General features: G+C 67.3%; 13 protein-coding genes. 7 read left to right on the forward strand and 6 right to left on the reverse strand.

Annotated elements, in window-relative coordinates:
• The first annotated feature begins 55 nt into the window (after positions 1–55).
• Positions 56–1,651: an acyl-CoA carboxylase subunit beta gene (locus QFZ46_RS01645; RefSeq protein WP_307357659.1), complete on the forward strand. Its 1,596-nt coding sequence runs from the start codon at positions 56–58 to the stop codon at positions 1,649–1,651.
• Entirely contained in the window at positions 1,648–1,869 is a 222-nt protein-coding gene (locus QFZ46_RS01650) for an acyl-CoA carboxylase subunit epsilon (protein ID WP_307357660.1), read from the forward strand. The genes QFZ46_RS01645 and QFZ46_RS01650 overlap by 4 nt, the downstream gene beginning before the upstream one ends.
• Before the next feature lie 261 nt (positions 1,870–2,130).
• On the opposite strand, the gene QFZ46_RS01655 is transcribed toward QFZ46_RS01650, so the two are convergent.
• The 4 genes from QFZ46_RS01655 to QFZ46_RS01670 are packed head-to-tail and all read right to left on the reverse strand — an operon-like array spanning position 2,131 to position 6,277.
• Positions 2,131–3,165 carry a hypothetical protein gene (locus tag QFZ46_RS01655; RefSeq protein WP_307357662.1) on the reverse strand — a complete coding sequence of 345 codons (1,035 nt, stop codon included), beginning with the start codon at positions 3,163–3,165 and terminating at the stop codon, positions 2,131–2,133.
• The gene (locus QFZ46_RS01660) at positions 3,162–4,397 is read right to left on the reverse strand and encodes an ATP-binding protein (protein WP_307357663.1); all 1,236 of its coding nucleotides are present in this window, start codon (positions 4,395–4,397) and stop codon (positions 3,162–3,164) included. Before QFZ46_RS01660 ends, QFZ46_RS01655 begins: the two co-directional genes overlap by 4 nt.
• The gene (locus QFZ46_RS01665; protein ID WP_307357665.1) at positions 4,387–5,049 is read right to left on the reverse strand and encodes a response regulator transcription factor; all 663 of its coding nucleotides are present in this window, start codon (positions 5,047–5,049) and stop codon (positions 4,387–4,389) included. Before QFZ46_RS01665 ends, QFZ46_RS01660 begins: the two co-directional genes overlap by 11 nt.
• Positions 5,050–5,077: 28 nt before the next feature.
• The gene (locus QFZ46_RS01670; RefSeq protein WP_307357666.1) at positions 5,078–6,277 is read right to left on the reverse strand and encodes a class I SAM-dependent RNA methyltransferase; all 1,200 of its coding nucleotides are present in this window, start codon (positions 6,275–6,277) and stop codon (positions 5,078–5,080) included.
• A gap of 23 nt (positions 6,278–6,300) precedes the next feature.
• Here QFZ46_RS01670 and QFZ46_RS01675 point away from each other — a divergent pair, with 23 nt between their 5' ends.
• Both QFZ46_RS01675 and QFZ46_RS01680 read left to right on the forward strand, forming a co-directional pair.
• Complete coding sequence (locus QFZ46_RS01675; RefSeq protein WP_307364460.1) at positions 6,301–6,942, forward strand: Maf family protein; 642 nt, start codon at positions 6,301–6,303, stop codon at positions 6,940–6,942.
• A 78-nt stretch (positions 6,943–7,020) separates the two neighbouring features.
• Positions 7,021–8,787 (forward strand): acetyl/propionyl/methylcrotonyl-CoA carboxylase subunit alpha, encoded by a 1,767-nt coding sequence (locus QFZ46_RS01680; RefSeq protein WP_307357668.1) that lies wholly within the window; start codon positions 7,021–7,023, stop codon positions 8,785–8,787.
• Positions 8,788–8,885: 98 nt separating this feature from the next.
• Here QFZ46_RS01680 and QFZ46_RS01685 read toward each other — a convergent pair whose 3' ends face one another.
• On the reverse strand, positions 8,886–10,334 hold the full coding sequence (locus tag QFZ46_RS01685; protein WP_307357670.1) for an NAD(P)H-quinone dehydrogenase: 1,449 nt from the start codon (positions 10,332–10,334) through the stop codon (positions 8,886–8,888).
• Between the two features lie 50 nt (positions 10,335–10,384).
• Between QFZ46_RS01685 and QFZ46_RS01690 the strand changes: the two genes are divergently transcribed.
• Genes QFZ46_RS01690 through QFZ46_RS01700 form a run of 3 tightly spaced genes read left to right on the forward strand, consistent with a single transcriptional unit; the run spans position 10,385 to position 13,157 of the window.
• Positions 10,385–11,218: a purine-nucleoside phosphorylase gene (locus QFZ46_RS01690; RefSeq protein ID WP_307357672.1), complete on the forward strand. Its 834-nt coding sequence runs from the start codon at positions 10,385–10,387 to the stop codon at positions 11,216–11,218.
• Positions 11,215–12,894, forward strand: coding sequence for a phospho-sugar mutase (locus tag QFZ46_RS01695; protein ID WP_307357674.1), 1,680 nt, complete (start codon positions 11,215–11,217; stop codon positions 12,892–12,894). Before QFZ46_RS01690 ends, QFZ46_RS01695 begins: the two co-directional genes overlap by 4 nt.
• Positions 12,894–13,157 (forward strand): HPr family phosphocarrier protein, encoded by a 264-nt coding sequence (locus tag QFZ46_RS01700; protein WP_307357676.1) that lies wholly within the window; start codon positions 12,894–12,896, stop codon positions 13,155–13,157. Before QFZ46_RS01695 ends, QFZ46_RS01700 begins: the two co-directional genes overlap by 1 nt.
• Before the next feature lie 3 nt (positions 13,158–13,160).
• Here the strand turns inward: QFZ46_RS01700 and QFZ46_RS01705 are convergent, their stop codons facing one another.
• Complete coding sequence (locus QFZ46_RS01705) at positions 13,161–15,083, reverse strand: BglG family transcription antiterminator (protein ID WP_307357678.1); 1,923 nt, start codon at positions 15,081–15,083, stop codon at positions 13,161–13,163.
• Between the last annotated feature and the right edge of the window lie 43 nt (positions 15,084–15,126).

Below are 15,126 nucleotides of genomic sequence, written 5' to 3' on the forward strand. Positions count from 1 at the left end.
ATCAGCCAACCCGTTGTGGCGAGCGTCCAACGTCAGTCCGCTCCCCGCGGCTAGTGTGGAATCCGTGACGGACACCCCTGACCTTTCGACGACCGCCGGCAAGATCGCCGACCTCCGCGCGCGCTACAGCGAAGCAGTGGTCGACGCCGAGACGAAGGCGAAGGAGAAGCAGCATGCCAAGGGCAAGATGACCGCCCGTGAACGCATCGAACTGCTCGTCGATCCCGGCAGCTTCGTCGAATTCGACGAGTACGTACGGCATCGCACCACAGCCTTCGGCATGGACCGCAACCGCCCATACGGCGACTCCGTCGTCACCGGCATCGGTACCATCCACGGTCGCACCGTCGCCGTGTATTCGCAGGACTTCACCACCTTCGGCGGCTCCCTCGGCGAAGTCTCCGGCGACAAGATCATCAAGATCATGGAATACGCCCTCCAGGGCGGCATCCCCATCATCGGCATCCTCGACTCCGGCGGCGCCCGCATCCAGGAAGGCGTTCTCGCCCTCAGCAAGTACGGCGAGATCTTCCGCCTGAACACCCGCTCATCCGGCGTCATCCCGCAACTCTCGATCATCATGGGTCCGGCGGCCGGCGGCGCCGTCTACGGCCCCGCCCTCACCGATTTCGTCATCATGGTCGACAAGACCAGCCAGATGTTCGTCACCGGCCCGGACGTCATCAAGACCGTCACCGGCGAAGACGTCGGGATGGAAGAGCTCGGCGGCGCCCTGACTCACAACACCCGCTCCGGTGTCGCGCACTACCTCGCTGAAGACGAAGACGATGCGATCGACTACGCGCGCACCCTGCTCGGCTTCCTGCCCGACAACAACATGGGCGAGATCCCCGGCTACGAAAGCGACTTCGAGTGGGAGACGACGGATGCTGATCGCACGCTGAACACGATCATCCCGGACTCCGCGAACCAGCCCTACGACATCCACACGGTCATCGACCATGTGATCGACGACGACTTCCTCGAGGTGCAGCCACTGTTCGCTCCGAACATCGTGATCGGCTTCGGCCGCGTCGAGGGGCGTTCGGTCGGCATCATCGCCAACCAGCCATCGCAGATGGCCGGAACGCTCAACATCGAGGCCGGAGAGAAGGCCAGCCGCTTCGTACGCTTCTGCGACGCCTTCTCGATCCCGATCGTCACCCTCGTCGACGTACCCGGTTACCTGCCGGGCACCGACCAGGAGTGGACCGGCGTGATCCGCCGCGGTGCGAAGCTCATCTACGCCTATGCCGAAGCCACCGTTCCGCTGGTCACTGTGATCCTCCGCAAGGCCTACGGCGGCGCGTACATCGTGATGGGGTCCAAGCAGCTCGGCGCTGACGTCAATCTCGCATGGCCGACCGCAGAGATCGCCGTCATGGGCGGCCAGGGCGCCGTCAACATCCTTTACCGCGGCGAGATCAAGAAGGCGGAAGAAGCCGGCGAAGACGTCACCGCTGTCCGCACTCGCCTCGCCAACGAGTACACCTACAGCGTCACATCGCCGTTCCTCGCCGCAGAGCGCGGTGAGATCGACGGAATCATCGAGCCCGCGAACACGCGCGTCTCGATCGCCAAGGCGCTGAGGTCGCTCCGCGGCAAGCGCAGTGAGCTGCCGCCGAAGAAGCACGGGAACATCCCACTGTGACAGCACCGGAGCAGCCCTCAGCCGATGTACGGATCATCCGCGGCGTCGCCAGCGAAGAAGAGCTCGCCGCCCTCATGGCCGTCGTCAGCGACGCGTACACCACGGAGACGGCGGATGCCGTCGCTGAAGAGCCTCGGACCTCGGCCTGGCGGCGAACCCAGCGTCCGCTGCGCACACCTCTGCGTCGAGACATCCCCTGGGGGCGTTTTTCGGGCTGAGCACGCCTCCGTCACCGAGGTCGATTCCTTGTCCCCCAAAATACCTACAGACAACCGAGTCGACCCCCAGCAGAATTAAATCAACGCTTCGCGTTCGGTCGGTCTCTTTGCCCCAGGGTAGGCAGACGGTGATCGACCACCTGCGGTCAGTTTTCGGGTAACTGAATCGCACCTGGCGAGGGGCGGGCGGCTTCGCCGCCCCTCGCCCATCTCAAAGCTTGCCGCTCTCAAAGCTTGCCGCTCTCCGCTGCGTCCGCGGGATCAGTCCTCGCTGCTCGCGTGCGCGACGTCCGCCGGGGATTCGCGCGGAATCTCATGCCACAGCCCCACAGAGTCCTCGTCTGAGGAATCGCCCGATCCAGAGCGGCCGACCACGGTCACCGCGCTCTTCGGGTCGCGCGCCGCGCGGATGATCACCCGACCGGCCTCGGCGCGTTTCAGGACTTCAGCGAGCTCATCGCGGATCTCCGCGCGGCGCCCTTCATCGAGCTCGTCCAGGCCCCCCTCGTCGAATACGGTCACCGTCGCTCCACGCAATCGAGCCTGCTGGATCGCCTCACGCACCGCGTCGTTCAGCAGACTGGCTCCTCGCAGCTCGTCGCGCAGTCGACCTTCGGCGAGTCGAGCTTCCAGACGGTCCTCATCCGTGAGCCGTCCACGTGCGGCGACGGTCCTGGTCAGTACCGGCCCGGCAACACCCAGCGCGTACTTCACGCGAACGCGGCGTTCACGCTGCCGCACGAGCTGGGTGGCGTGCCATGCCGACACCGCCTGCTGGATGTCTGCGAGATGTTCGGTGTCGTGCACTGCGCGATCCCAGAACAACACCAGCAGCTGCGCCACGACAGTCCACATCATCGACCCGACCAGCCCCAGCTCGAGCGAGACGAGCGGACCGATGCACACCGCCGACGACACTGCGAGCGCGGCCAGCACGAGCCACCCGGCGATGGCTCGCCGCCGGACTATGCACACCACCGCGAGCAGTCCCAGCGCCCCGATGTACCAGGTCGCGAACGGAGCCGTCCGGTGCGCGGGCTGCAATGATGCGCTTGCCATGATGGGGATCACCGCCGCGACGATGACCGCGACCGCAGCCAACCATCGCGGCAGCTGCGGTCCTGCCGGTGATTCGAGCAGAACGGTCGTCACGACCACGATGAGATAGAGCAATATCGCCGCGACCATCAGCAGCGGCACCGCCGGCTGAACGGTCCACCACACGGCACGCGCGGCGAAGTACACGGCAAACCCGATCGCGAGCGACGTCGCGACGCTGCGTACAGATCGGTTCATTCGCGCATCCAGCCCAGCACGACAGTGGTGCCCGTGTCATCGGAATCGATCGTGGCCGTGCCTGCGACGCCCGCCATCCGCGCGATGATCGATGCGCGGATGCCGAGCCGATCCTCACCGATCGCGTCCATGTCGAAGCCGGCGCCAGCATCCATCACCGTCACCGTCAGGCCCTCGTCGCCATACCCTTCCACGATGAGGTGCAGCCCGCGACCGTGCGCGTGAGTGACCGCGTTTCCGACGGCTTGACGCGCAGCCAGCACGACTGCACGAGCGACTCGACCGGGGATCATTCCCGCCACTCCACGCTCCTCGACGATCGCGTCCGCGCCGAGCTCTGACAACGCGCGCCGCAGCTCGATCACGATCTGGGCCGTGCCCACCGGTTCGTCACTGCCCTCCTGTGCCACGGCCGCCTCGGTGTTCGCGAGTCTGGTCAGTGCCTCTCGTGCCATCGCTACGGCAAGATCGCGCGCACGGTCGGTATCGGCACGCTCAGCGGCGATCAACGCAGCGAGCACGCTGTCATGCATGAGTGCCGCCATCGCTACGCGCTCCTCCTCGGCGGCGGCGGCAGCAGCAGCGCCCGCGTAGGACGCGACCGCCCGTCCGCGCGCGTCGTCGACGCCAGCGGCGACGGACCGGAACATCCACCCCAATGACAGGATGACGACGCTGAGGATCAGGGTGAAAGAGACGTCGAACGCCGTCGTCGTCCAGAACGACCCGGCGAACTCGCCTTCCACGAGGCGCACATACCCGTAGATGAGAGGCACCCCGACCGCCCAGATCATCTGGATGCGCACAGGGAAGGCGAGCATCGCTGCCACCACCCCGACGTTCACGAGGAAGAATATCCACGGCTGGTTGACGGTTCGCTCATCGCCCGCGTTCATGGTGAGCGGCCAGATCGCCAGCGCGACCAGGTACACGACCGCGAAAGATCCTGCAGCAGGCCGCACGCCGCGGCCGATGACACAGGCGACCAGCATCGCCACCAGCGGGACGTACACGATGATCAGCAGGACAACGCGGACGGGCGAGGTTCCAGCGGACATGCTGCCGATGGCCGCGAATATGGCCTGCGTACCCAGCACGGCCGATCCGATCGCCACGACCGTGGCGAGGATGCGCTCCATCCGCTTCCCGGTGAAGCGCTCGAATGCCGTGTCCGCCGTGCCCGGGGACGGAATCCGACTCCAGGCGTCCTTGAGGACCGTCTCAGCCAGCATTGGTGGCCCCGTCGGCCGCCACGATTCCGTCCTCCATCGCGCGGCGCAGCAGGTCGACCTTGGTCGGTGCGGGTCGACCGACCTCGACATACTTCACGCGCACGCGTGTGATGTTCTCCTTCGCAGTGGAATAGGCGACACCGAGCCGCTCCGCCACGACCTTCAACGGCAATCCGGCCGCGTACAGACGCAGCACTTCGCGTTCACGCACCGACAGCTGCGCATCCGCGAACTCGCGGTCGCCCTCGACGGCGCTCGCCCACTCGACGTTGTTGAGTGCGTCGCCACGTGCGACGGTGCGGATCGCGTCGAGCACGTCATCCAGCGCAGAGGATTTGCTCACCACCCCTGCGGCGCCGGCGGCGAGTGCCTCACGAACGGCGGCAGGGCGGTCGGCGACACTGTGGATCACGACGCTGGCGCCATCGGAGACCAGGGCTCGCACATTCTCCGTCACCGTGGTGCCGTCTCCGAGGGTCAGATCGAGCACCACGACATCGGCCGGAGCGGAGATCGTCGAAGTGCGCCACGCCAGATACGAGCCGACCGTGCTCCCCGAGAAGACGACCGTCTGGGCGCCGTCGCGCTCGCATGCGAGCTCGAGCCCGAGACGGACGGACTCGTGATCATCGATGAGTGCGACCCTGCTCATTGCTCCACCCTATCGATCTGCTGAGAAGTCACCGACTGAGCAGGGCGATGACCTCGAAATGATGCGAGTGCGGGAACAGGTCGTAGCCCTGCAGAGAGTCGACATTCCACCCGAGATCACGGAACGTGCCGAGGTCGCGGGCCAGAGCCACAGGGTCGCAGGCGACGTAGACGATCGCGTCGGGGCTCAGCGCATGAACGCCCTCGACGACGGCGCGTCCGGCGCCGGCACGAGGCGGATCCAGCACCACGGCACCCGCCTGCGTTCCCGATGGGAGTCCGGCCAGATAGCGATCGACGCGATCGGTGACGGCGGCGACGTCGAACGGATCGAGGTTGTGCTTCGCGTGCTCCGTCGCGCGACTGCTCGATTCCACTGTGACGAGATCGGTCGCTCCGAGTTCGGCGAGAGACGCAGCGAACAGTCCGACCCCGCCGTAAAGGTCGAGATGCGTCTTCGCCGGGTCGATCCGTCCCTCCAGGAGCGAGCGCACCGCCGTGTCGAGCGTGTCGGCCGCGCGCGCGTGCACCTGCCAGAATCCGTCCGCGTCCACGCGGAACGTGCGCTCACCGACCTGCTCCTTGATGATCTCCGGTGCCGGCCGTCTGCCGCGCTCCGGACGCCGGAGGACGTGGACGCTGCCGTCCGCGGACTGGACGAGATCGATGCGGCCGGGCTTGGCGTTCTTCAGCGAGAGCGCCTCGGCCGCCACGCGGCGACGGGCGAGCGGATACGACTGCACCGGGATGACGCGATGACTGCGAGCGGCGAACGGTCCGACCACGCCATCGGCATCGACGTGCAACGAGACGCGCGTGCGCCATCCCGTGCCATCGCCGTCATCGATCGGGGTGATCTCGGGCGCTTCAAGACCGGAACCGGCGAACTTGTCGAGCGCCTCGGTGAGCACCTGACGCTTGAGGGTGCGCTGATGCGCGAGGTCGATGTGCCCGAGGTCTGCGCCGCCTGCTCTGTCGGCCGGGTCGCGCGAGATGTCGGCTTCCTTCCACACGTGCGGACGACGATGCGGCGATTCCTCGAGAACCTCGAGTGTCTCTGCGCGCCAGAACGACGATTTCGCGCCGTCGGTCACACGTGCACGCACCCGCTCCCCGGGAATCGCGTCCGAGACGAACACCACGCGACCTTCGTGACGGGCGATGAAGGTGCCACCGTGCGCGATGCCGGTGATGTCGAGGTCGAGCGTTTGGCCCGCAGAGGAAGTCATCCCTCCAGGATACGGTGATGGACATGCGCATCTGCCTGGCTTCAACCTCTCCCGCTCGACTCATGCTGCTGCGCCAGGCGGGAATCGAACCGCTCACGCGTGCCCCCCAGACCGACGAGGATGCCATCGCGGCCCAGGCCGCGGAGGAGCGAGGCTCGGACCTCCCACCCGCAGAGCTCGTGCTGCTGCTCGCGCGGGCCAAAGCCGCGGACGTGGCGCACCGGCTCGCGGCATCCGATCCCGACTTCGACGGTCTCGTGATCGGTGGAGACTCGATGTTCGAGCTCAACGGTCGCGTGTACGGCAAACCCCATACAGCCGAGGAGGCGACCCGGCGGTGGCACGAGATGCGCGGGACGACCGGCATCCTGCACTCCGGACACTCGGTGTTCAGGCTCGAGCCCGGCGCGGTGCCGCGGGAAGCCACGGCGATCGCCGAGGCATCCGTCACCTTCGCCGACGACATCACAGACGATGAGATATCTGCCTACGTCGCGACCGGCGAGCCGCTGCATGTGGCCGGTGCGTTCACCGTCGACAGCCTCGGCGGTGCGTTCATCTCCCGCGTGGACGGCGATCCGTCGACCGTCGTCGGCATGTCCCTCTCCATGATCCGTCGGCTGGTCACCGAGCTGGGGGTCACGTGGACCGACCTGTGGTCGTAGAGATCCCGCCACGTTCTTACGAGTTTCTTGTTGAGGGTCGTCAAAAATATCGACGTCGATCTCGCTAGGCTGACATTCATGCCTGCTATCGCCAAGGTCCTCATCGCGAACCGCGGCGAGATCGCCGTACGCATCATCCGCGCCGCACGTGACTCCGGGATCGGCTCCGTCGCCGTCTACGCCGACCAGGATCGGGATGCTCTGCACACCCGTCTTGCGGACGAGGCGTACTCCCTCGACGGAGACACCAGCGCCACGACGTATCTGCAGATCGACAAGATCCTCTCCGTCGCGCGCCGCGCAGGCGCCGACGCCGTGCACCCCGGCTACGGCTTCCTCGCCGAAAACGCCGAATTCGCCCGTGCCGTGATCGGCGCCGGCATGATCTGGATCGGCCCGTCTCCCGAAGCGATCGAATCACTCGGGGACAAGGTGACCGCACGCCACGTCGCCGAGAAGGTCGGCGCGCCGCTGGCCCCCGGCACACCTGGTCCTGTCGAGACAGCCGACGAGGTCGTGGCGTTCGCCAAAGAGCACGGCCTGCCGATCGCGATCAAGGCGGCCTACGGCGGCGGCGGGCGCGGGCTCAAAGTCGCCCGGGAGCTCGACGAGGTCGCGGAGCTGTTCGAGTCCGCCACCCGCGAAGCAGTGGCTGCCTTCGGGCGTGGTGAGTGCTTCGTCGAGAAGTACCTCGACAAGCCTCGGCATGTCGAGACGCAGTGCCTCGCGGATGCTGCGGGCAACGTCGTCGTCATCTCGACGCGCGACTGCTCGCTGCAGCGCCGCCACCAGAAGCTTGTCGAGGAGGCCCCGGCGCCATTCCTCACTGAGGAGCAGAACAACCTGCTGTATTCCGCGTCGAAGGCGATCCTCAAAGAGGTCGGTTACGTCGGCGCCGGTACGTGCGAGTTCCTCATCGGTGCCGACGGCACCGTTTCCTTCCTCGAAGTGAACACGCGCCTGCAGGTGGAGCACCCGGTCTCCGAAGAGGTCACCGGAATCGACCTGGTGCGCGAGCAGTTCCGCATCGCCGCAGGCGGGCTGATCGACTACGATGACCCGCAGCCCTCGGGGCACTCCTTCGAATTCCGCATCAACGGCGAAGACCCGGGTCGGGGCTTTCTTCCCCAGCCCGGCCCGATCCACGTCTTCAAGACGTTCGGTGGGCCAGGCATCCGTCTCGATTCCGGTGTCACGGCCGGCGACGCCGTCTCGGGCGCATTCGACTCGCTGCTCGCCAAGATCATCGTCACAGGCCGTGACCGCCCTGAGGCGCTCGAACGCGCCCGTCGTGCCCTGGACGAGTTCGAGGTCGCCGGCCTTCCGACCGTGCTCCCCTTCCACCGCAAGGTGGTGCGCGACGCTGCCTTCACTGCGGAGAACGGCGACTTCGGCATCTTCACCCGCTGGATCGAAACCGAGTTCGACAACGACATCCCCGCCTGGGATGGCGAACTGGAGGCCCCGTCGGCCGCAGAGAGCCGCCACACCGTGGTCGTCGAAGTCGCGGGCAAGCGCCTCGAAGTGAGCCTGCCCGATCGAGTCACCGGATCCTCCGGCGTCTCCGGCCGCCCTGCCGCAGTGCCGCCGTCGAGGCGCAGCCACGCCACCTCTGTCTCGGCCGGCGCCTCGGGTGACGCCGTGAAGTCGCCCATGCAGGCCACGGTCGTGAAGATCGCCGTCGAAGAAGGGCAGCACGTCGTCAAGGGCGATCTGGTCGTCGTGCTCGAGGCGATGAAGATGGAACAGCCTCTGCAGGCGCACAAGGACGGCGTGATCGGCAGCATCAATGCGGCCGCCGGGGCCACGGTCTCATCCGGCCATCAGCTGCTGCTGATCTCCTAGAACCGCGAGACCCCACTCTGTCACCGAGACCCCATGCTGCCGACGCACACAGCATGGGGTCTCGGTGCGAAGACGGGGTCTCGGCAGCAGAACCGGTGTCAGCTGATGTTCACGAGGTGCATCGCGCGGGACGCATCCGTGATGCTCGAGGACAGTGACGGGTACGCGGCGAACACGCGGGAGACCTGGTCGACCGTGAGGCGACGCTCGACGGCAACGGCGATCGGATAGATCAGTTCGGATGCCTTGGGCGCCACGATCACACCGCCGATGACCGTGCCAGAACCCTTACGGGCGATGATCTTGACGAAGCCGTCCTTGATGCCCATCATCTTCGCGCGCGGATTGGCGGCGAGCGGCAACTTGTAGACCAGACCATCGGCGACGCCGTCTTCGACGTCCTTCTCACCCCAGCCGACCGTGGCGATCTCCGGAGCGGTGAAGATGTTCGAGGTGACCTTGATCTTCTCGAGCGGGATGACGATATCGCCCAGCGCGTGGAACACCGCCGTGCGCCCCTGCATGGAGGCGACGGATGCGAGCGGCATGAAGTTCGTGCAGTCCCCAACGGCGTAGATGTTCGGTACGGAGGCACGGGCGACTCGGTTCACGCGGACATGACCCGACTCGGTGAGTTCGACGCCGGCCTCCTCCAGTCCGATTCCCGCGGTGTTCGGTATCGAGCCGACCGCCATCAGGCAGTGGCTGCCCTCGACCGTTCGGCCGTCCGACAGCGTCACCAGAACGCCCGTCTCCGTACGCTCCACCTTGTCGGCGCGCGACTTGGACAGCACGGTCATTCCGCCGCGTTTGAAGACCTTCTCCAGAACTCGCGCAGCGTCCTGGTCCTCGCCGGGCAGCACCTGGTCGCGGCTGGAGACGAGCGTCACCTTCGCGCCGAGATTCATGTACGCCGATGCGAACTCCGCACCCGTGACACCGGAGCCGACGACGATGAGGTGCTCGGGCAGCGCCTTCATGTCGTACAGCTGCGTCCAGGTCAGGATGCGCTTGCCATCGGGCTTCGCACTGTCGAGCTCGCGCGGCGATGCGCCGACCGACACGATGATGGTGTCGGCCTCGACGCGATCGAAGTCGGTGCCGCCGGGACCCGTGGCGACCACGATCGCGTTCGGCCCTTCGAGCCGCCCATGACCGGAGAGGATGCGGACGCCGGCCTCGAGCAGCGTCTCTCGCATGTCTTCGGATTGCTGCCCCGCCAGGGCCAGCAGACGCTTGTTGACCGCGGCGAGGTTGATCGCGATCTCGGGCTTGAGCGGCTTGCCGTTCCCACCCTTGGCGTAGAACTGCACGCCGAGGTCGCTCGCCTCGGAGATCGCGACCGCGGCGTCCGCCGTGGCGATCAGGCTCTTCGACGGCACGACGTCGGTGAGCACAGCCGAGCCCCCGACGCCGACGCGTTCGACGAGTGTCACCTCAGCGCCGAGCTGGGCCGCGGCGAGCGCCGCTTCGTAACCGCCGGGACCGCCGCCGAGGACGGCGACGCGCTGAGTGCGCTCGAAAGGAGTGGAGGACATGACTCCCATTCTTCCGCAATCCTGGGTGTGTCACCGTCACCACTCCTTAGAGTGGATCCATGACCGACATTCATGACAACCCTCTCGACGACCCGAACGCCGACCCGTTCGCGGTCGCTGCCCTCGCTGCTGCGGACATCGCGCGGATCAGCGGCATCGAGAAGCACGACATCGCCCTCACTCTCGGAAGCGGATGGGGCAAAGCCGCCGACCTGCTCGGCGAGACCATCGCCACGATCCCGGCGACCGAGGTCACCGGATTCTCCAAGCCGGCCCTCGAGGGGCACGTCGGCACCCTGCGCAGCATCCGCACGCCCAGCGGCAAGCATGTTCTCGTCATCGGCGCCCGTACGCACTATTACGAGGACCACGGTGTCCGTCGTGTCGTGCACAGCGTGCGCACCGCAGCAGCTGCGGGGGCGAGGATCATGGTGCTCACCAACGGCGCCGGCGGCATCCGCGAGACATGGAAGCCCGGCCAGCCCGTGCTCATCAGCGACCACATCAACCTGACGGCCGACTCCCCGCTGGAGGGCGCGAACTTCGTCGACCTCACCGACCTGTATTCGACGCGGCTGCGTGACGTCGCGCGCACCGTCGACCCGTCGCTGGATGAGGGCGTCTACACGCAGTTCCGCGGACCGCACTATGAGACGCCGGCCGAAGTGCAGATGGCGAAGGTCATCGGCGGGCACATCGTCGGGATGTCGACGGCGCTCGAGGCCATCGCCGCCCGGGAAGCGGGCATGGAGGTCCTCGGCTTCTCCCTGATCACGAACCTGGCCGCCGGCATCCAGAAGACTCCGCTCAGCCACGCTGAGGTCATCGAGGCGGGCCGCGAGGCCGAGCCGGTGATCTCGGCGCTGCTCGCACGAGTGGTGGAGGCGCTGTGAACGAGCAGGTCGAGGCGCGGCTGGCCCAGGCACGCGCATGGCTGCGGCAGGATCCGGATGCGGCGACCCGAGATGAGCTCGCCGGCATCATCACGCGCGCGGCATCGGGTGATGGCCCGGCGATCGCAGATCTTGACGATCGCTTCGGCACCCGCCTCGCCTTCGGCACCGCAGGTCTCCGCGGTGCGCTCGGTGCGGGCAGCAACCGGATGAACCGCGTGCTGATCGCTCAGGCCGCGGCCGGCTTCGCGGCGTATCTGCGGGAGCACGTGCGCGGCAGCGCTCCCACAGTCGTGGTCGGTTATGACGGCCGCCGCAATTCCCGACGATTCGCTCTCGACTCGGCCGAGCTGTTCGCCGGCGCTGGTCTTCGCACGATATTGCTGCCTCGGCTGCTTCCTACGCCGGTGCTGGCGTTCGCTGTGCGCCACTTCGGGGCGGATGCCGGTGTCATGGTCACCGCCAGCCACAATCCGCCGGATGACAACGGCTACAAGGTGTACCTCGGCGGTGCGGATGCCGGGTCGCAGATCGTGGCTCCGGCGGACGCGGAGATCGCATCCCATATCTCGCACGTGGCCGATTCCGGCGACATCTCCAGCCTGCCACGATCGACCGCGTACGAGACGGCGGACGAAGAGGTCCTCTCCGCCTACATCCGCGCGACGGCTGCTGTCGCTCCCGCCCCGGAATCGGCGAAGAGCCTCAGCTGGGTCTACACCGCGATGCACGGAGTGGGCTGGGAAACGTTCTCCCGCATTCTCCGTACTGCGGGCTATCCTCAGCCGAAGACCGTGAAGGAGCAGCTGAGCCCGGATCCGAGATTCCCCACGGTGTCGTTCCCGAACCCCGAGGAACCAGGGGCGATGGATCTCGCGTTCGCCGCGGCAACGCGTACCCGCGCCGATTTCATCATCGCCAACGATCCCGACGCCGATCGCCTGGCCGTGGCGATCCCGGATGACTCGGTCGAGGGCGGATGGCGCCGCCTCAGCGGCAACGAGGTGGGACTGCTGCTGGGCGCTCGCGCGGCACGAGGAGCGGAAGGCACGCCGGGCGCGTCGCTGGCGTGCTCGCTGGTCTCCTCCCCCGGCCTCGGCGCGATCGCCGCTCACCACGGGCTGGACTTCCACGAGACGCTGACCGGTTTCAAATGGATCTCGCGCGCGCCAGGCATGGTGTTCGGCTTCGAGGAGGCACTCGGATACCTGGTCAACCCGGAGACGGTGCGCGACAAGGACGGGATCTCTGCCGCCATCGCCGTGCTCGGTCTCGCCGCCGAGGCGCACGAGCGCGGCGATTCGCTCGCGACGCTGGTCGCCGAGCTCGGCGACGTGTACGGCCACTTCGCGAGCGGACAGGTGTCGGTGCGGGTCGACGATCTCGCGATCATCGACAAGATCATGCTTGCACTGCGCACGCTGCCGCCGACGCGAATCGGCGAGAAGACAGTGCGATCGGCCGAGGATCTGCTGCAGGCCGCCCCCGGGCAGCCCGCCGGCGACGTGCTGCGCTACAGCCTTTCCGACGGCTCACGCGTGATCGTGCGCCCGAGCGGCACAGAGCCGAAGCTCAAGGTGTACATCGACGCACAGGCCGATTCGGCAGAGAGCGCCCGCCGCGCGGTCGCCGACCTCGAGACGGGCGTGCAGGAGCTCCTGGACGAACGCTCCTGATGCCGACCCGACATGTGATCATCCGCGCGCACAATGGAGTGCACGCCCGTCCCGTCGCCGAGCTCGTGCGTCTCGCGCAGTCCCACCAGGACTCGATCAGCCTGCGCACGGCGGGGGGTGCGGAGGTGGATCTCAGCAGCGTACTGGCAGTGATGGACCTCGCCCTTGCGCAGGGTGATGAGGTCGCGCTGTCCACACCGGAATCCGCGGAAGCCGGGAGCGTGCTGGACGCCATGGTCGAGGTGCTCGCCAGACGCGACTGAAGCTCAGCCGTCGATGACCGCGACGAGCTCATCCAGGAACGCCTCGAACGTCGTACCTCGACGTACGATGCGCTGCACGCTCTCGCGTTCGCTGAACACCTCGACCAATTGCTCGAAGACGGTCTGGAACGCCGCCCGATCGCTTTCGCTGAAGGCGGCGAGCGCGACGACCTGCACTCGTCCTTCGCCCCACGCCACGGATCCGTCCGCCACCCCTATCGCAATAGCGGTGCGTCGCGCGGTCATCTGCAGCGCATGCGGTACTGCCAGTGCATCCGTGAAGGCGGTCGACGACATCCGCTCCCTGACGATCGTGTTCTCGACGTAATCGTCGCCGATGAGTCCGGCATCGACGAGCAGGCCGCCGAGGCGGCCGATGACGGCGTCCTCGCCCTCGTCCGGCAGCGGCCTGACGAACGCGTCCGCGACGAAATAGCGCGACAGCTCCTCACGCAGGCGGGTGAGGCGGCGACCTCGGCGCATGCGCGCCGCGGCCTGCGACACGCGCTCGACGTCGGCATCGGTGAGGAACGGCTGGATGCGCACGTAGCGGTCCCCCGTCGCGCCGGGCTCGATCGTGCTCAGCACCAGGTCGGTGTCGATCGCCGCCCAATCCGGATCGACACTCGTGACCACGCTGGTGACCTCGACCGATGAGCCCAGAGAACGGTCGACACTCGAGCGCAGCAGCTCATGCAGCTCGTAGTAACCGGGGCAGACGATCGTCGCGGTGAGAATCGACTCGGCCTTGCGGCTGCGCTCCAGCCGTCCGCCGATGTGCATCGCGATGTATGCGATCTCATCGTCGTGGATGGGCGCTCCCAGCCGGTCGTGCAGACCGCTCGCGATGGAGACCGCCACTTCGAAGATCATGGGGTACGACGACTTCAGCGACCGTGTGAGCGGATTGCGGGTCCATGCCCGCTCCTCTGCGCGGCGCAGCAGATTCTGCACGTGCAGTGCCAGTCGGAGGATGAAGGCCTCATCGACCAGATCGACCTGATAGTCCGCCGCCGCCTGGACGATCTCGGCGCGGACAGCGGCCTCGACGCCCTGATCGACGCCGCTACGAGCTGCGCCGTCCCCTGAACTCTGACCCGGCGCGATCGCCCTGGTGAGCACCAGTGTCGCGAGGTGCGCGCTGTCGCCTCCCCCCATTGCCACGCCGAAGTGTTCCGCAGCGAGCTCCGTGATCACGCCGCCCAGTCTCGAGATCTCCTCGGAGGCGCCAGGTTGCGGGGTCTCGAGCGCACGACCGGCCGACACCCGGTCGGCGGCTATCGCGATGTGCAGCAGCACATCGGAGATCGCGAGCTCGTTGACGTAGTAGCCGAGCGCACCCAGCTCACGAACCAGCGCGGTCTTGAACGGCGCCACGGCGTGGGCGGCGACGGCGCTGCCGGTGAGTGCCCGTCGGATGCTCTCCGGGTGGAAGGACCCGGCATCCATCTCATCGTGCGCGAGGCGGCTCAGCAGCCGGCGCTGCGCGATCTCGGTCCCCCGCAGTCGGACGATCTCACGCTCGCGTTCCAATCGGAGGTCCGTGCCATCGAGCAGGCCGCGTACGCGCGCGAGGTCGGCCTCCAGCGTGGCCTCACTGACGTGCAGCCGTTCCGCCGTGGCGTACACGTCGATGCCGCCGGATTCGTCCAGCAGCATGCGCACCACCGTGTGCAGGCGGTCACGCGGGGCGGACTCCCCCGTCGAGCGCGAGCGCAGAGCGGCGTGCGCCCCGGCACCGGCCCGGTATCCGGCAGGCCCGGACTCGACGGCATCACCGCCGGCCGCGCGGGTGTTGAGAGCGGCGACGTAGGAGCGGACGCTGCGCGGCGTCACACCGAACAGGTCTGCGAGGCTCGCCGCCGTCGCCCAGTCGTCCTGCCGGAGGAGGGCCTGCAGGAGCTGATCCTGGCGCTGACGCGACATGCTCCCATGATGCCAGTAGTGCTGTGCCAGCGGGCGGGAGCGG

This window comes from Microbacterium murale (assembly GCF_030815955.1).
Lineage (GTDB): Bacteria > Actinomycetota > Actinomycetes > Actinomycetales > Microbacteriaceae > Microbacterium > Microbacterium murale_A.